Below are 17,352 nucleotides of genomic sequence, written 5' to 3' on the forward strand. Positions count from 1 at the left end.
GGGAGACAAAGCCATGGAATTTTTCGTCCAGAACCTGGCCCCGATCATGTTTGCGGGGCTCATCGTCTTCCTGCTGTTCGGCTTCCCCGTGGCGTTCAGCCTCGGTGCCTGCGGCCTGTTCTTCGCGTTCGTGGGCGTCGAGGTCGGCGCCCTGCCAGAAACGCTGTTGCAGGCAATGCCGCTGCGCATCTTCGGCATCATGCAGAACGAAACGCTGCTGGCCATTCCGTTTTTCACGCTCATGGGGCTGATCCTCGAGCGCAGCGGCATGGCCGAAGACCTGCTGGACACCATCGGACAGCTGTTCGGCCCGGTGCGCGGCGGTCTGGCGTTCGCCGTGATCTTCGTGGGTGCCCTGCTCGCTGCCACCACCGGCGTGGTGGCCGCATCGGTGATCTCGATGGGCCTGATCTCCCTGCCCATCATGCTGCGCTACGGATATGACCGGCGCATCGCGGCCGGCGTGATCGCGGCGTCCGGCACGCTCGCGCAGATCATCCCGCCCTCGCTGGTGCTGATCATCCTGGCCGACCAGCTGGGTCGCAGCGTCGGTGACATGTACAAGGGCGCGTTCGTGCCGGGCCTGATGCTCACGGCGTTCTATTCCGCGTACGTGGCGCTGCTGGCGATCGTCAAACCCCAATGGGTGCCGGCCCTGCCGCCCGAAGCGCGGACGATCCGCGAATCCAACGGCAACAGCGGCCTGCCTTCTTTGCTCGTGCTGACTGTGCTATGCGTCGGCGTCGCCTTCGCCTACGAACAGAACTACAACGCCGTGGCGACCTGGTGGAAGGGCACCGAAGTCCTGTCGGCGCCGACGGACGAGAAGATTGTCATCTCGACCGCGGCGGGCGTGCTGCTGGCCTTCGTGATCGCCGTGATCAACAAGGTGACCCGTCTCGGCCTGCTGTCGCGCATGGCCGAGCGTGTGACCTTCGTGCTGATCCCGCCGCTGCTGCTGATCTTCCTGGTGCTGGGTACCATCTTCCTGGGCATTGCCACCCCCACGGAAGGCGGCGCGATGGGTGCGCTGGGCGCGTTCATCATGGCGATGCTGCGCGGGCGCCTGTCGATGGCGCTGCTCAAGCAGGCGCTGAACACGACCACCAAACTGTCCTGCTTCGTTGTGTTCATCCTGGTGGGTGCGACGATCTTCGGCCTGACCTTCCAGGGTGTGGACGGCCCGCGCTGGGTGGAGCACCTGCTGTCCAGCCTGCCGGGTGGCCAGCTGGGCTTCCTGATCGTGGTGAACATCATGATCTTCTTCCTGGCGTTCTTCCTCGATTTCTTCGAACTGTCGTTCATCGTGGTGCCGTTGCTGGCCCCGGTCGCCGAAAAGCTGGGCATCGACCTGATCTGGTTCGGCGTGCTGCTGGGCGTGAACATGCAGACCTCGTTCATGCACCCGCCGTTCGGCTTCGCGCTGTTCTACCTGCGCAGCGTCGCGCCGACCAAGGAATACGTCGACAAGGTCACCAAGCAGGTGGTGCAGCCGGTCACCACCATGCAGATCTACTGGGGTGCCGTGCCCTTCGTGGTCATCCAGCTCATCATGGTGAGCCTGATCATCGCGTTCCCGGGCATCGTCTCCAGCGGCCTGGACAAGGTCGAGAAGATCGACCTGAACAGTGTCGTCATCGAAGCGCCGCCCGTCGAGGACATGGGCACGCCCGAGGGCGAAGAATCGCCTTCCACCGAGCCCGCTGCCGGCGAGTCGCAGTCCGGTAGCGAAAGCAGCACTGAAGTCGACCCGATGAAGGCGTTGCAGGACTCGCTCAAGAAATAGGCGCTGCGCGCCGCCAATAAAAAAGGCACGCCTTGCGGCGTGCCTTCCATGCGGGTCGCTGGCTGTCGATTACAGCTTGACCGACTGCATGTAGCTGTCGAAGCGGGCTTCGTTGAATCGGAACCAGAGGATCTGGTCCTTCAGGAAGGCGCGGTAGTCGCCGTAGATCTTCTTCCAGTCCGGGTTCTTGGCGTCCAGCTCTGCATAGACTTCCATCGAAGCAGCGAACGAGGCGTCCAGCACGCTCTTGGGGAAAGGCAGGACCTTGGTCTTGGCCGCGACCAGTTGCTTGAGCGCGGTCGGGTTGCGGGCGTCGTACTTGGCCTGCATGTCCACGTGCGCAGCCAGCGACGCGGCTTCGATCATGGCCTTGTACTCGGCGGGCAGTGCGTTGTAGGCCTTGTCGTTCACGTAGAACTCGACTTCCGGACCACCTTCCCACCAGCCGGGGTAGTAGTAGAACGGTGCGACCTTGTTGAAGCCCAGCTTCTGGTCATCGTACGGACCCACCCACTCGGCGGCGTCGATCGTGCCCTTTTCCAGTGCCTGATAGATTTCGCCGCCGGGGATGTTCTGGGGAACACCACCCATGCGCTCGATCACCTTGCCGGCGAAGCCGCCGACGCGGAACTTCAGGCCCTTGATGTCGGCCGGCGACTTGATTTCCTTGCGATACCAGCCACCCATCTGGGCACCGGTGTTGCCTCCGGCGAAGCTGACCAGGTTGTACTTGGCGTAGAACTCGTTCATGAGCTTGCGGCCGTTGCCTTCTTGCATCCAGGCCGTCATCTGGCGGCTGTTCATGCCGAACGGGATGGCGGCGCCGATCGCGAACGCTTCGTTCTTGCCGAAGAAGTAATACGGCACCGTGTGGCAGGCTTCCACCGTGCCATTACCCACGCCATCGACAACGCCGAAAGCGGGCATCAGTTCGCCGGCAGCATGCACGGAGATCTCGAACTTGCCGCCCGACATCGCCTTGATGTGCTTGGAGAACACTTCGGCAGCGCCGTAGATCGTGTCCAGGGATTTGGGGAAGCTGGACGCAAGGCGCCAGCGAATGGTGGCCTGTGCATGCACGGCCGGGGCGACGCCGGCAGCGAGCACGCCCGCAATACCTGCATTCTTGATGACTGAACGACGATCCATGTTTGACTCCGGTTTGGATTGTTGAGGCTCAGTTCACGCAGAGACGACTCTCCCCTCGCGCGCGAACTGCCCGGATTCTAGAAATGCGTTCCCTTGTTGCCTCGGGGGTTTTCCCTCGAAAGCCCGCAGGACTGTCAGCTATTCATCAGCTTGTCAGCCGACGATCTTGAGCCCCGGCTTGGTGCGTTCGACGAAATTGCCGAAGCGGCCTTCGATGGAGCGCTCGATGCCCCCGGCGTCCAGACCTTGCAGCGACAGCAACCGTGCCGGGTCGCCATGCTCGATGAACTGGTCCGGCAGGCCAAGCTGAAGCAGCGGCTTCAGCACGCCGGCTGCGGCCAGCGCCTCGGCCACCGCACTGCCTGCGCCGCCCATGACCACACCCTCTTCGACCGTGACCAGCGCGTCGTGGCGCGCCGCGACGTCGAGCAGCGTCGCGGTATCCAGCGGCTTGGCCCAGCGCATGTTGATCACCGTGGCGTTGAGCTTCTCTGCAGCGGCGAGCGCCGGGTAGAGCAGCGTACCGAACGCGAGAATGACGATGCCCTTGCCTTCACGGCGCGGCTCGGCCCTGCCGAAGGGCAGCGCCGTCAGCTCGGTGCCGGCATCGACGCCGACGCCCGCGCCGCGCGGATACCGCACGGCGACCGGATGATCCTGTTCGAACGCCGTGGTCAGCAACTGGCGGCACTCGCGCTCATCGGCGGGACAGGCCACGCTCATGTTGGGAATGCAGCGCAGGTACGAAATGTCGTAGGCGCCGGCATGGGTCGCGCCGTCTGCGCCGACCAGGCCCGCGCGGTCGAGCGCGAACACCACCGGCAGGTTCTGCAGCGCCACGTCGTGGATGAGCTGGTCGTAGGCGCGCTGCAGGAAGGTGGAATAGATCGCCACGACCGGCTTGAGGCCCTCGCACGCCAGGCCGCCCGCGAAGGTGACGGCATGCTGCTCGGCGATGCCCACGTCGTAGTAGCGGCCGGGAAAGCGCTGCTCGAACTCCACCATGCCGGAGCCTTCGCGCATGGCGGGCGTGATGCCGACGAGGCGCTGGTCTTTTTCAGCCATGTCGCACAGCCAGGTGCCGAACACCTGGGTGAACGTCGGCTTGCCAGGTTTGGCCGCCTTCTGCAGGCCGACCGCCGGGTCGAACTTGCCGGGGCCGTGGTAGGCCACCGGATCGGCCTCGGCCAGCTTGTAGCCTTGGCCTTTTTTCGTGACCACATGCAGGAATTGTGGCCCCTTGAGCTGCTTGATGTTCTCCAGCGTCGGGATCAGCGAATCGAGGTCATGGCCGTCGATCGGGCCGACATAGTTGAAGCCGAACTGCTCGAAAAGCGTGGCCGGCACCACCATGCCCTTGGCATGCTGCTCGAAGCGCTTGGCCAGCTCGAACAAAGGCGGCGCGACCTTGAGGACGCTCTTGCCGACGTTCTTGGCGGCTGCGTAGAAATGCCCGCTCATCAGTTGCGCGAGATAGCGGTTGAGCGCGCCCACCGGCGGGCTGATGCTCATGTCGTTGTCGTTGAGCACCACCAGCAGGTTGCAGTCGGAAACGCCCGCGTTGTTGAGTGCCTCGAAAGCCATGCCGGCCGTCATCGCGCCGTCGCCGATGATCGCGACCGCGTGGCGGTCCTCGCCCTTCTGCTTCGCACCCAGCGCCATGCCCAGCGCGGCCGAGATGGAGGTGGACGAATGCGCCGTGCCGAAGGTGTCGTATTCGCTTTCGGCGCGCTGCGGGAAACCGGAGATGCCGCCGAGCTGGCGCAGCGTGGACATGCGGTCGCGCCGGCCGGTCAGGATCTTGTGCGGGTAGGTCTGGTGGCCGACGTCCCACACGAGGCGGTCTTGCGGCGTGTTGAACACGTAGTGCAACGCCACGGTCAGCTCGACCGTGCCGAGGTTGGAGCTCAGGTGCCCGCCGGTGCGGGAGACGCTCTCCAGCACGTAGGCGCGCAGTTCGTCGGCCAGCACCTTGAGTTGCGGGCGCGGCAGTGCGCGCAGGTCGGCCGGTGACTGGATGGTTTCGAGGAGGGTAGCCATGCGGATGTCAGAACTTCAATTGTGGCGGTCCACCACCATGCTGGCCAGCGCGCGCAGCGCGGCCGTGTCGGCCAGGCCGCTGGCGTCGAGCGCGGCGTGGGCACGTTGCAACAGCTCACGCGCGTGGGCACGCGAGTTGTCCAGCCCCATGAGCGATACGTAGGTCGGCTTGTCGTTGGCGGCGTCCTTGCCTGCCGTCTTGCCGAGGGTGGCGGAGTCGGCCGTCACGTCCAGGATGTCGTCCACCACCTGGAAGGCCAGGCCGATGGCGGCGCCGTAGTCATCGAGCTTCGCCAGCGCGGCCGGATCGACCTGCCCGCAGGCCGCGCCCATGAGCACACTGCCCTTGAGCAGGGCACCGGTCTTCAGGCGATGCATCTGGCGCAATTCGTCTTCTGTCAATGCCTTGCCGACGCTGGCGAGGTCGATGGCCTGGCCGCCGGCCATGCCCTCATGACCCGCAGCCCTGGCCAGCAAGCGGCACAGGCGCGCCTGCACGGCAGCTGGCACTTCGTCGCCTTCCGGGGCAAGCAGTTCGAACGCCAGGGCCTGGAGCGCATCGCCCGCGAGCAAGGCACCCGCCTCGCCGAATTTCACATGCACCGTCGGCTTGCCACGGCGCAGCACGTCGTTGTCCATGCAGGGCATGTCGTCATGCACCAGCGAGTAGGCGTGGATGATTTCGACGGCGCACGCCGCGCGCAATGCGGCTTGCTCATGCCCGCCGACGGCCTGCGCAGCGGCCAGCACCAGCAAGGGCCGCAGGCGCTTGCCGCCGTCTAGCACGGCATAGCGCATGGCATCGCCCAGACCGGCGGGCGCATCGTGCGCCACCCAGTCCGACAACGCCTGCTCGACAAGGCCGAGCTGGTGCGCGCTCCATGCAGCCAGGTCGAAAGCGGCAGACGGCACGGCAGGCTGGGGGTCTCGTTTCACTCGGGTGTCCATGTCTTGAGCTGGCCCTCGTCGAGCACCTTGATCTGGTCTTCGACTGCCTGCAGCCGCTGGTGGCAAAACTGCAGCAGCGCCGCGCCGCGCTGGTAGCCGCCCAGCAGTTGCTCAAGCGGCAATTGCCCGGACTCGAGACGGCTCACCAGCTGCTCCAGCTCCTGCAGCGCGGCCTCATAGCTCTCCGGCAGCGGTGCTGCATTTTCGGGGGTCGTGGCTGGGGCCTTGGGCATGCGTATCGTGGGAAGCTTGGCGTGGGGAAGTGACGATTCTAGGCGCTGGCCGCGTCGCTGGCACGCGGTGGATGTGCCGGGGTGTTTCCATCGCCCGCCACCCCCCGGCAATTCACGCCGCACGGGTGCGGGAATGCCGGTCGATGGGCGGTTGTACCGGGGGCCCGGGGTACAATGCCCTGCTCCCGCCCGGTCATTCCGGTTTTGTACCCGCGTTTCATTCGACCCGAATCTTCCGGCGATTGTGCGCACCCTCCTGCCCCTTCATAGGGGGAGTCTCTAGGTCAGGTCATCCATGTCTGATTTAAGTCTTCAACTGCAGCAGGCCGCAAGCCAACTACCAGTTTCCAGTTACTTCGACGAAGCGCTGTTCCGGCGCGAGATGGAAACGATCTTCCAGCCCGGGCCCCGTTATGTGGGGCACCAGCTCGCAGTGCCCGAAATGGGCGATTACTACGCCCTGCCCCAGGAGGGCGAGGGGCGTGCACTCGTGCATACGCCGCAGGGGGTGAAACTCATCTCCAACGTCTGCCGCCACCGGCAGGCCGTCATGCTCAAGGGCCGCGGTTCGCTGAACGCGGGCCAGGGCGCGGCAGCGGGCGGCAACATCGTCTGCCCGCTGCATCGCTGGACGTATTCGCCCGGGGGCCAGTTGCTCGGAGCGCCGCATTTTGCCCAGGACCCGTGCCTGAACCTGAACAACTACCCGCTGCGCGAGTGGAACGGCCTGCTGTTCGAGGACAACGGCCGCGACATCGCGAAAGACCTCTCCGGCATGGGGCCGCGCGCCGCGCTGGACTTCACCGGCTACGCGCTGGACCGTGTCGAGCTGCACGAGTGCAACTACAACTGGAAGACCTTCATCGAGGTCTACCTCGAGGACTACCATGTCGGCCCCTTCCACCCGGGCCTGGGCCAGTTCGTCACCTGTGAAGACCTGCAGTGGGAGTTCAAGCCCGAGTACTCGGTGCAGACGGTCGGCGTGGCCAACCGCCTGGGCAAGGCCGGCAGCCCCAACTACCAGCGCTGGCACGACCAGTTGCTGCAGTACCGCAACGGCGAGCCGCCGAAGCACGGCGCGATCTGGCTGACTTACTATCCGCACATCATGGTGGAGTGGTACCCGCACGTGCTGACCGTGTCCACGCTGCACCCGCTCGGGCCGCAGAAGACGCTGAATTCGGTGGAGTTCTACTACCCCGAGGAAATCGTCGCGTTCGAGCGCGAGTTCGTCGAAGCCCAGCAGGCCGCCTACATGGAAACCTGCGTGGAAGACGACGAGATCGCCGAGCGCATGGACGCCGGCCGCAAGGCGCTGATGATGCGCGGCGACGACGAAGCCGGCCCCTACCAGAGCCCGATGGAAGACGGCATGCAGCACTTCCACGAGTGGTACCGCGGCGTCACGAAGATGCCGGCGCGCGGCGCCTGAGTCTTCCAGGTTCACGAGAGGTTCATGCACGCCCTCTGGATGGTTCTCGCGTCGCTGCTTTTTGCGACCATGGGCGTGTGCATCAAGTTCGCTGCAGAGCATTTCAACCCCGGTGAAATCGTCTTCTGGCGCGGCGTCGTGGGTGTCGTGTTCATGGTGATCTTCGCGCGCATGCGCGGCGTGAGCCTGCGTACCTCGTACCCGGTCATGCACCTGTGGCGCAGCGTCATCGGCGTCGCGGCGCTCAGCGCGTGGTTCTACGCCATCGCCCATCTGCCGCTGGCCACCGCCATGACGCTCAACTACATGAGCAGCGTGTGGATCGCCGCTTTCCTGGTCGGCGGCATGCTGATCACCTGGACGCCCGCCAAGGGCAGCCCGCTCGCCCAGGGCCCGCTCGTGCTGACGGTGCTGCTCGGCTTCGCCGGCGTGGTGCTGATGCTCAGGCCCACGGTCGAGCAGAACCAGATGTTCGCGGCGCTGGTCGGCCTGCTGTCGGGCATCGGCTCGGCCTTTGCCTACATGCAGGTGATGGCGCTGGGACGCGCGGGCGAGCCCGAAATACGGACAGTCACCTATTTCGCCGTCGGCACTGTGGTCGCCGGCCTGCTGGGCATGGCTTACGCGGGTGTTTCGGCGTGGTCGTGGCAGCACTCGGTCTGGCTCGTGCCCATCGGCCTGCTGGCTGCGATCGCGCAGTTGTGCATGACGCGCGCCTACAGCCTCGGCCCTACGCTGGTGGTGGCCAACCTGCAGTACTCCGGCATCGTCTTCGCCGCCATTTTCAGCCTCGTGCTGTTCGGCGACAGGCTGCCGTTGTCGGGCTGGCTCGGCATGGGCATGATCGTGGTCAGCGGCATCGCGGCCACCATCCTGCGCGCGCGTGCCGCACCCAACGCGCCGGCCGAGGAACATTCCTGAAGATCAACTCACCCCTCGCCTCTCACACACCCTTCACGCACCGGGGAACCCCATGTACACCACACTCATCTCCACCACGCAACTGCAGGCGCTCATCGGCAGCGGCAAGCCGTTCATGGTGTTCGACTGCACATTCGACCTGATGCAGCCGGCCTCGGGCCAGCAGCTGTACCTGCAGGCGCACATCCCGGGTGCCGTCTACGCCAACCTGGATACCGCGCTGAGCGCGCCGCACGGCGCCCCGTCCAGCGATGGCAGCGTGATCGCGACAGACGCGGGCCGACCGGCGTCTGGTGGCCGCCACCCCCTGCCCTCGCGCGAGGCGTTCGCCACGTGGCTCAGCAGCGTGGGCTTCAGCAACGACATGCAGGCCGTGGTCTACGACCGCAATGGCGCCAATTACTGCGGCCGCCTCTGGTGGATGCTCAAATGGGCAGGCCACGATGCCGTGGCTGCGCTCGACGGCGGCCTGCAAGCCTGGCAGGCGGCGGGTGGGCCGGTCGCCACGGGTGAGGAAGCTGCGCATTTCCAGAGCAACTTCGCGTTCGGCACGCCGCTGCGTCGACTGGTCAGCGCCGAAGAAGTGCTGAAGGACCTCGGCCGTCCTGCACAGACGCTGATCGACGCCCGGGCACCCGCCCGTTTTCGCGGCGAAACCGAGCCGCTCGATCCAGTGGCCGGCCACATCCCCGGCGCACTGAACCGCCCGTTTGCCCAGAACATCGGTGCGGACGGCCTGTTCAAGCCGGCCGACCAGCTGCGGCAGGAGTTTGAAACATTGCTGGCCGGCCGGGACCCGGCCAGCGTGGTGCACCACTGCGGGAGCGGGGTGAGCGCCATTCCCAACGTGCTGGGCATGGAGATTGCTGGTCTGGGCCAGAGCGCGTTGTTTGCCGGCAGCTGGAGCGAGTGGTGCAGCGATCCTTCGCGGCCTTTCGCCAAGGGTTGACCACCCTGCCCAGGCACCCCCGGCTGCGCTAGCATAGCCAGCACAAACAGAGAATTCAGGTTGGGGTTTCATGCCGCTCAAGCTCGCGCGCGATTTGCTTCAGGACCGCTACACGCCGGTCATGAAATACACCCTTCTGGTGTTGATGGTCGCGCTGCCCCTGATGCTGGTCTTGTCGATCTCCCGCGACAACAACCCGCTGCAGTCCGCAGGCGTTGCGGTGCTCTCGGCCATCGTCTACCTCTTCTACTGGCTGCTGCACACCGGCCGCGAACGCTGGGTCGCGCCGATGCTGATCTTCACCATCATCGGCTACACCACCTGGGACATCTATGCCTACGGCTCGGTGCGCAGCGCGGGCGTGATCGGCTATGTGTGTGCAGTGGTCGGCGCGGGCATCATGCTGCGCCGCCGCGTGCTGGCCGCGGCCATCCTGCTTTCGCTGGGCCTGCTGGGCGCGCTCACCTGGGCCGAGATCCACGGCCACATGCACCGTGACGACTTCTCGGTCACGTCAAATTTCTGGCTGACGCACGTCACGGCCATCCTCGGCGCGTCCATCGGTGTGGCGACCAGCCGGCTGATGGTGCAGAAGGCGCTGCGCGACCAGCGCGAGGAATACCTGCGACGCGAAGAAGCCGAACGTGAGCGCCGGCGCAGCCAGGAACAGGTGCAGCGCGTGTTCCAGATCAGCCCGTCCGGCATCATGGTGCAGTCGGTGCAGACACGGCTGGTGGTGGACATCAACCCGGCGTTCGAACGCATGTGGGGCTATGAACGCCATGAATATTTCGAGCCACGCCACAACGAGAAGCTGTGGGTGTACGACCACCAGCGTGAAAACCTGCTCGAAAGGCTGCTGACCGAAGGCCGCATCTCCAACTGCGAGATGACCTGCAGGCGCAAGGACGGCACGATCTTCAACGCGCTGATCTCCAGCGAGATCGGTGGCGAGGGCGCGGACCGGATCATCGTCTCCACGGTGACCGACATCAGCGCGGAAGTGCAGGCGCGTGAGCGCGTACAGAAGTCGGAAGAGCTGTTTTCCAAGGCCTTCAACTTCAGCCCCCTGAACATGACGATCACACGCGTGTCCGACGGCATGTTCCTTGCCGTGAACGGCGCGGAAGACACGGTGCAGGGCTACACGGCGTCCGAACTGGTCGGCCGCTCGTCGGTGGAAATGGGCGCCTGGCTGAGCGAGGAAGATCGGCTGCAGTTCGTCGAACGCCTGCGCCGCGAGGGTCAGATCATGCGCATGGAGACGCGCATGCGCCACCGGCAGGGGCATGTGGTGGATTGCCGCGTCTGGGCTGTCATCGTGGATATCGATGAAGTACCCTGCGTCCTCAGTTGCACCCTGAGCATCGTCGAGGAAAAACGCCGCGAGGCGATGTTGCTCGACGTGGCACGCGGCGTGTCCGGCGAGGTCGGCGAACTCTTCTTCCGCCAGCTCGCGCAGCATCTGGGCAAGGCACTGGGCGCTGACCTCGTCATGGTCGGCGAGCTCGTGTCTTCGCGTGAAGTGGCGTCGCTTGCGCTCATGTCGGATGGCAATATCACCGCGCCGCTGCGCTACTCGCTGGACGGCACGCCGTGCGACATCGCCATCGGCTGGGACGACATGTGCATCTACATCGACCGGGTGCACGAGATCTTTCCGGAAGACGTCTTCCTCGCCCAAGGCAACTACCGGGCCTACATGGGCATGGCGCTGCGCGATGCGGACGGATCGCCCATCGGCATCCTCAACGCGCTATGGCGCTCGCCGCTGCAGGCCTCTGCGGACCGCGATGCACTGATGCGCATCTTCGCGAGCCGGGCCAATGCCGAACTGCTGCGTCTCAGGCGCGAACGCGAAATCCTGCGTCTCAACGAAACGCTGGAGCTCCGCGTCGCGGCGCGCACGGCGGAACTGCAGGCCACGAACGCCGAACTCGAGTCTTTTGCCTACTCCGTTTCACATGACCTGCAGACGCCCCTGCGTGGCATCGACGGATTCACCGCCTTGCTGGGCGACCAACTCACCGGCACGCTGAGCGATGAGCAGAAACGGATGTTCGGCCGCGTGCGGATCAATGTGTCCCGCATGGGCGAACTGATTGCGGATCTGCTGGGTCTCGCCAAGGTCAGCAAACGCGAAATGAACAAGCAGAAGGTCGACTTGAGTGCGCTGGCTGGTTCGGTCCTGGAGTCTGCTTGCCAGCCATTGAAGTCGCGACAGATCACGTGGCGCGTCGAACCGGGCCTGCACTGCGACTGCGACAAGTCGCTCGCACAGATTGCGCTGGAAAACCTCATCGGCAATGCCGTGAAGTACACCGGCACGCGGGAGTCCGCGCTGATTGAGATCGGGAGGGTGGCAGGGAGCGCGGGACAGGGCCCGCTCGTCGTGTTCATCCGCGACAACGGGGTCGGATTCGACATGACCTACGCCGACAAGCTTTTCAAGCCCTTCAACCGCCTGCATCACGAACACGAATTCGCGGGCAGCGGCGTCGGCCTCGCGACGGTCCACAGAATCCTGGAGCGTCATGGCGGCGGCATCTGCGCCAATGCCACACCGGATGCCGGCGCGACATTCCACTTCTCGTTCGACACAGTGCCTGCGCCCCTTGCGGGAACGCAGGCACCTCGTTCAGAGACTGTCTAGAAAAGCCGGCACTGACCGGCTACGCCGTCAGCGGCGCTGCTGGTTGTTGCCCTGACCGGACTGATTGCTCCCGGGCTGGTTGCTCGCGCTCTGATTGCTGCCGGCCTGGTTGCCGCCTTGCTTGTCCTCACGCTGCTGATCGCGATGGGGCTGGTGGGACTGGCCCTGGGCCTGAGGCTGGCTTTTCTGGTCTTGCGGTGACTCGCGGTTGGCCTGATTGTCACGCTGGTTCTGGTCGTCGCGCTGGTTCTGCGCCTGTTGCTGATTCTGGGCCTGCGGCTGCTGTTGCTTGTCCTGCGAAGGCTGGTTTTTCTGCTGTGTCATGCAATGACTCCTTTGTTGAGTTGGTAGGCAATCCATGTGCTGCCCACGGAGTCACCTTACGCCTGCAACCCGACCGGGTCCGTAGGACACGACCGACATGAACTATCCCTTACCCGCGCTCACAGCCGCTTTCCGGATGCGCGGCTTTTCACATGCGCTTGCATCGAAACGCATTGACTTTTGCCCCGACGACGCGTCAGTGCGCGTGCCCGTGCGCCAGCTGGCTGGCGACCCACACCAGACCGATGCCTGCGACCAGCCACGCCACCTGGGCGGCGGTCTCACGTGCAGTCAGGCGCTTATGCAGTTGCGGGATCAGGTCGGCCAGCGCGACGTAGATGAAACTGCTGCTCGCGATGACGAGGAAGTACGGCAACAGGCCGTGCAACGCCTCCACCAGAAAGTAGCCGACGATGCCGCCCAGCATGGTCACGGCACCGGCCAACGTCACCTTCAGGATCGCCGCGCTGCGGTCGCTGCTGCTCTGGCGCAGCACGACCAGATCGCCCATGTGATGGGGAATCTCGTGCGCCAGCACAGCGAATGCAGCCACGACGCCGAGATGGGTGTCGGCCATGAAGGCCGATGCGATCAGGATGCCGTCGCCGAAGCAGTGGACGCTGTCGCCGGTGAGCACGGCCCAGCCGCCGCCCTTCTTCGCAGTACCGTGATGATGCGCGTGGCCGTGCGCGTGACCATGGTCATGTCCGCCATGGTCGTGGTTGCCGTGCTCATGCCCGTGGTGCCACAGTTCGGCCTTGTCGAGCAGGAAGAAGAACACCAGGCCGATCAGCAGCGCGGGAAACAGGTCGTGCGCCTCCACGGTGCTCTCGAAGGCTTCGGGCAACAGGTGCATGAATGCCGTGGCCAGCAGTGCGCCGGCGGCAAGGCTGAGCAGGTGTTGTGAATATCGCGCCAGCATGACCAAGCTGAGGAGCGCAGCCAGCCAGACGCTGCCTACACCGGCAGCCAGGGTTCCAAGGATGATGAAAAGCAGGACCATGATCGAAAACGGAAAGCCAAGAAAAAGCCGCCCGGAGGCGGCTTGGGGTCACGGGGCAGCCGGGTCAGGCCACGCCGTTCGCCTTGAACCACGCCAGGGCGCGTTGCCAGCCATCCTGCGCCGGGCCCTGGCGGTAGCTGGGGCGATAGTCGGCATGGAAGGCGTGCGGCGCGTCGGGGTACACCACGAACTGGGATGCCTTGGCGGCCGGACTGCCGGCTGCCAGAGCTGCTTTCATCTTATCAACCGTGTCAAGGGGGATGCCCGTGTCGGCCGCGCCGTACAGGCCCAGGACCGGCCCTTTCAGGTTGGCGGCGATGTCCACGGGGTGCTTCGGCGTCAGTTCGGTGGCATTGCCCACCAGCCGGCCGTACCAGGCCACGCCGGCCTTCACCTGGGCGTGGGCGGAATAAAGCCAGGTGATGCGGCCGCCCCAGCAGAAGCCGGTAATGCCGAGCTTCGAGGCATCGCCACCGTTGGCGGCGGCCCACTTCACGGCCCCGTCCAGGTCGGCCATCACCTGTGCGTCCGGCACCTTGGAGACGACTTCGGCCATCAGCCTGGCGATTTCCGTGTATTGCGTCGGGTTGCCCTGGCGCGCGAACATCTCGGGCGCAATGGCCAGGTAGCCCTGCTGCGCAAAGCGGCGGCAGGTATCGGCGATGTACTCATGGACGCCGAAGATTTCCTGGATGACCAGGATCACCGGCAGGCCGGTCTTGCCGGCGGGGGCGGCGCGGTAGGCCGGCACCTTGAAGCCATTGACCTCGAAACTCACTTCGCCGGCGGTCAGGCCGTCCGCCGGCGTCTTCACGGCGGTCTGGGCCATGATCGGCATGGCGGTGGCGGCGTAGCCCACGCCGAGCGCCGCCTTCAGCGCCGTGCGGCGGGTGGCGCCGCTTTCGTTCGTCTCCCCGGGCAGCAGCGCGTCAAAGTCGGCTTTCAGGTCTTGGCGATCCATGTTGCTCTCCATTCAAGGGTGGTTGAAATCAGTTCTGCGTGTCAATGCGCAATGAAAACCGCGCAAGGCTAACTGATTCCCGTGAAACGCGTTGGTTCAATGTGCGTCGTACCGGCCGTCAATGCGCCTTGTCCCAGTTCGGCCCCACGCCCACTTCGGCGAGTAGCGGCACCTTGAGATTGGCCACTCCAGCCATCAGCGCCGGAATCTCGCGGCGCACCCATTCGAGCTCCTGCTCGGGCAGTTCGAACACCAGTTCGTCGTGCACCTGCATGATCATCTTGATGCCGGGTTTCTCCGCGTCGAGCACCGACTGCACCTTGTTCATGCTGAGCTTGATGAGGTCGGCCGCCGTGCCCTGCATCGGCGCGTTGATGGCCGCGCGCTCGGCACCGCCGCGACGCGGGCCGTTGGGCGAGTTGATCTCGGGCAGGTACAGGCGCCGGCCGAAGACGGTTTCGACATAGCCATGCTCCTTCGCGCTCTGGCGCGTCTCGTCCATGTAGCGCTTCACGCCTGCGAAGCGCTGGAAGTAGCGCTCGATGTAGTTCTTGGCAGCCGTGTTGTCGATGGCCAGCGCCTTGGCCAGACCAAAACTGCTCATGCCGTAGATCAGCCCGAAGTTGATCACCTTGGCATAGCGGCGCTGCTCGGACGACACCTGCGCCGTCTCCACGCCGAACACCTCGGCCGCCGTCGCGCGGTGCACGTCGATGCCGTCGTGGAAGGCGCGCAGCAGGGCCTCGTCGCCGCTGATGTGCGCCATGATGCGCAGCTCGATCTGCGAGTAGTCGGCGCTGGCGATCAGCCGGCCCGGGGGCGCGACAAAAGCTTCCCGCACGCGCCGGCCTTCGGGCGTGCGGATGGGGATGTTCTGCAGGTTCGGGTCGTTGCTCGACAGGCGGCCCGTCACCGCTACCGCCTGCGCGTAGTGCGTGTGCACACGGCCCGTGCGCGGCAGCGCCATCTGCGCGAGCTTGTCGGTGTACGTGCCCTTGAGCTTGGACAGGCCACGATGCTCGAGGATCTTGGCTGGCAGCGGGTAGTCCTCCGCCAGTTTTTCGAGCACTTCCTCATCGGTACTCGGCGCGCCGCTGGGCGTCTTCTTCACCACCGGCAGACCGAGTTTCACGAAGAAGATTTCGCCGATCTGCTTGGGGCTGCCGAGGTTGAACGGTTGGCCGGCCAGGTCATGCGCTTCCTTTTCCAGTTGCACGATGCGCTGGCCGAGTTCATGGCTTTGCGTGGACAGCGTGGGCGCGTCGATCAGCACGCCGTTGCGCTCGACGCGGTAGAGCGTCTCGCTCGTTTCCATTTCGAGCTCGTAGACGAAGCGCAGCCGGTCGTCGGCCTGCAGTTGCGGCCAGAGCGCCTGGTGCACGTCCAGCGTCTGGTCGGAGTCTTCGCAGGAGTATTCGGCCGCGCGCGCGATGTCCACCTGGCTGAAGGGAATCTGGTGTGCGCCCTTGCCGCAGAGGTCTTCGTAGGCGATGCCGCTGCGGCCCAGGTGCCGTTCGGCCAGGCTCGCAAGGCCATGCGGCTTGTGCACTTCGAGCACGTAGCTCTGCAGCATGGTGTCGTGCGCGTAGCCCCGCACCTCGATGCCATGGTTGGCAAACACGTGGCGGTCGTATTTGATGTGCTGGCCGAGCTTGTGCCTTGCCGGGTTCTCCAGCCACGGCTTCAGGCGGGCGAGCACCTCGTCGATCGGCAATTGCTGCGGTGCATCGGGGTAGCTGTGCATCAGCGGGATGTAGGCCGCCTCGCCTGGCGTCACGCTGAAGCTGAGGCCGACGATCTGCGCCACCATCTCGTCCAGCGAGGTGGTTTCGGTGTCGATGGCGGTGAGGTCTGCAGCTTCCAGCCGGGCCAGCCACGTGTCGAATGCGTCCCACGAAAGAATCGTGTCGTACTTCAGGTTGCTGGTACGCGCCTGCGGCGTGGCTGCCGGTGGCGGTTCGTCGAACAGGCCGGGTGAATCGCTGCCGGAACGCCTGGCCACATGCTGCTCGAGTTGCTCCGGCTGTACCGCCTGCGTTTCGAGCGCTTTCACCAGGCCCTTGAAGCCATACTTCTCGGAAAAAGCGCGCAGCGCCTCGGAATCCTGGCCGCCCATAGCCAAGTCTTCCAGCGACGGGAGCCCGCTCACGTGTCCTTCAAGGTCGCAGTCGGTCTTGATCTTGAGCAGTTCGCGCCCCTTGGGCAGCCAGTCGAGCGCGCCGCGCAGGTTTTCGCCGGCCACGCCCTTGATCTCGCCCGAGCGTTCGACCAGCGCCTCCAGCGATCCGTATTCGATCAGCCATTTCACTGCCGTCTTGGGGCCGACCTTGGGCACGCCGGGCACGTTGTCCACGCTGTCGCCCACGAGGGTCTGGTAGTCGAGCATCAGGCTGGGGGGCACGCCGAATTCGCTGGTGACACCGGCCACGTCGCGCCGGCGGTCGTTCATGGTGTCGATGACCATGATGCGCTCGGTCACGAGCTGGCTCAGATCCTTGTCGCCGCTGGAGATGATGACGTCCACGCCCTGCTTCGCGGCCGTCTCGGCCAGCGTGCCGATGACGTCGTCGGCCTCGACGCCGGGCACGGCCAGCACCTTCCAGCCCAGCAGGCGCACCACCTCGTGGATGGGCGGGATCTGCGAACGCAGGTCGTCCGGCATGGGCGAACGGTTGGCCTTGTACTCGGGATACAGCGCATCGCGGAAAGTGGGGCCGGACGCGTCGAACACGCAGACGGCGTAGTCGGCCCGCACGTCCTTGCGCAGCTTCTGCATCATGTTGATCATGCCGCGGATGGCGCCGGTGGCCGGGCTGGACGGATCGCCGGGGACGGCCCGCAGGTCGGGCATGGCGTGGAAGGCCCGGTAAAGGTAACTGGAACCGTCCACCAGGACGAGGGTTCTGCGGTCGCTTGTCGTGTCACTCATAGGGGCATTGTGCACGCCGTGGCC

At 65.2% G+C, this 17,352-nt stretch carries 13 protein-coding genes; 5 read left to right on the plus strand and 8 right to left on the minus strand.

Annotated elements, in window-relative coordinates:
• The first annotated feature begins 13 nt into the window (after nucleotides 1–13).
• Nucleotides 14–1,786: a TRAP transporter large permease gene (locus tag ACO2Q9_RS17065; RefSeq protein WP_423312980.1), complete on the plus strand. Its 1,773-nt coding sequence runs from the start codon at nucleotides 14–16 to the stop codon at nucleotides 1,784–1,786.
• Between the two features lie 69 nt (nucleotides 1,787–1,855).
• On the opposite strand, the gene ACO2Q9_RS17070 is transcribed toward ACO2Q9_RS17065, so the two are convergent.
• From ACO2Q9_RS17070 to ACO2Q9_RS17085, 4 genes are all read right to left on the minus strand, one after another.
• The gene (locus ACO2Q9_RS17070) at nucleotides 1,856–2,935 is read right to left on the minus strand and encodes a TRAP transporter substrate-binding protein (protein ID WP_423312981.1); all 1,080 of its coding nucleotides are present in this window, start codon (nucleotides 2,933–2,935) and stop codon (nucleotides 1,856–1,858) included.
• A gap of 153 nt (nucleotides 2,936–3,088) precedes the next feature.
• A complete protein-coding gene (dxs, locus tag ACO2Q9_RS17075) occupies nucleotides 3,089–4,975 on the minus strand; it encodes a 1-deoxy-D-xylulose-5-phosphate synthase (RefSeq protein WP_423312982.1) in 1,887 nt (628 codons plus the stop codon).
• Nucleotides 4,976–4,990: 15 nt separating this feature from the next.
• Entirely contained in the window at nucleotides 4,991–5,911 is a 921-nt protein-coding gene (locus ACO2Q9_RS17080; RefSeq protein ID WP_423312983.1) for a polyprenyl synthetase family protein, read from the minus strand.
• A complete protein-coding gene (locus ACO2Q9_RS17085; protein WP_423312984.1) occupies nucleotides 5,908–6,156 on the minus strand; it encodes an exodeoxyribonuclease VII small subunit in 249 nt (82 codons plus the stop codon). The genes ACO2Q9_RS17080 and ACO2Q9_RS17085 overlap by 4 nt, the downstream gene beginning before the upstream one ends.
• Before the next feature lie 295 nt (nucleotides 6,157–6,451).
• On the opposite strand from ACO2Q9_RS17085, the gene ACO2Q9_RS17090 reads away from it, so the two are divergent.
• The 4 genes from ACO2Q9_RS17090 to ACO2Q9_RS17105 all read left to right on the plus strand — a co-directional run bounded on the left by ACO2Q9_RS17090 (nucleotide 6,452) and on the right by ACO2Q9_RS17105 (nucleotide 12,111).
• Nucleotides 6,452–7,588, plus strand: a complete 1,137-nt coding sequence (locus ACO2Q9_RS17090) for an aromatic ring-hydroxylating oxygenase subunit alpha (protein WP_423312985.1) — start codon at nucleotides 6,452–6,454, stop codon at nucleotides 7,586–7,588.
• A 24-nt stretch (nucleotides 7,589–7,612) separates the two neighbouring features.
• Nucleotides 7,613–8,509, plus strand: a complete 897-nt coding sequence (locus ACO2Q9_RS17095) for a DMT family transporter (RefSeq protein WP_423312986.1) — start codon at nucleotides 7,613–7,615, stop codon at nucleotides 8,507–8,509.
• Between the two features lie 52 nt (nucleotides 8,510–8,561).
• Nucleotides 8,562–9,458, plus strand: a complete 897-nt coding sequence (locus tag ACO2Q9_RS17100; protein ID WP_423312987.1) for a sulfurtransferase — start codon at nucleotides 8,562–8,564, stop codon at nucleotides 9,456–9,458.
• A 70-nt stretch (nucleotides 9,459–9,528) separates the two neighbouring features.
• Nucleotides 9,529–12,111: a PAS domain-containing sensor histidine kinase gene (locus tag ACO2Q9_RS17105; RefSeq protein WP_423312988.1), complete on the plus strand. Its 2,583-nt coding sequence runs from the start codon at nucleotides 9,529–9,531 to the stop codon at nucleotides 12,109–12,111.
• A gap of 27 nt (nucleotides 12,112–12,138) precedes the next feature.
• On the opposite strand, the gene ACO2Q9_RS17110 is transcribed toward ACO2Q9_RS17105, so the two are convergent.
• The 4 genes from ACO2Q9_RS17110 to polA all read right to left on the minus strand — a co-directional run bounded on the left by ACO2Q9_RS17110 (nucleotide 12,139) and on the right by polA (nucleotide 17,328).
• Nucleotides 12,139–12,435: a hypothetical protein gene (locus ACO2Q9_RS17110; RefSeq protein ID WP_423312989.1), complete on the minus strand. Its 297-nt coding sequence runs from the start codon at nucleotides 12,433–12,435 to the stop codon at nucleotides 12,139–12,141.
• A gap of 196 nt (nucleotides 12,436–12,631) precedes the next feature.
• Nucleotides 12,632–13,438 carry a ZIP family metal transporter gene (locus ACO2Q9_RS17115; RefSeq protein ID WP_423312990.1) on the minus strand — a complete coding sequence of 269 codons (807 nt, stop codon included), beginning with the start codon at nucleotides 13,436–13,438 and terminating at the stop codon, nucleotides 12,632–12,634.
• Nucleotides 13,439–13,502: 64 nt separating this feature from the next.
• A complete protein-coding gene (locus ACO2Q9_RS17120) occupies nucleotides 13,503–14,399 on the minus strand; it encodes a dienelactone hydrolase family protein (RefSeq protein WP_423312991.1) in 897 nt (298 codons plus the stop codon).
• Between the two features lie 118 nt (nucleotides 14,400–14,517).
• A complete protein-coding gene (polA, locus tag ACO2Q9_RS17125) occupies nucleotides 14,518–17,328 on the minus strand; it encodes a DNA polymerase I (RefSeq protein ID WP_423312992.1) in 2,811 nt (936 codons plus the stop codon).
• Between the last annotated feature and the right edge of the window lie 24 nt (nucleotides 17,329–17,352).

This window comes from Variovorax sp. VNK109 (assembly GCF_049445855.1).
Classification (GTDB): Bacteria; Pseudomonadota; Gammaproteobacteria; order Burkholderiales; family Burkholderiaceae_C; genus JAGOCV01.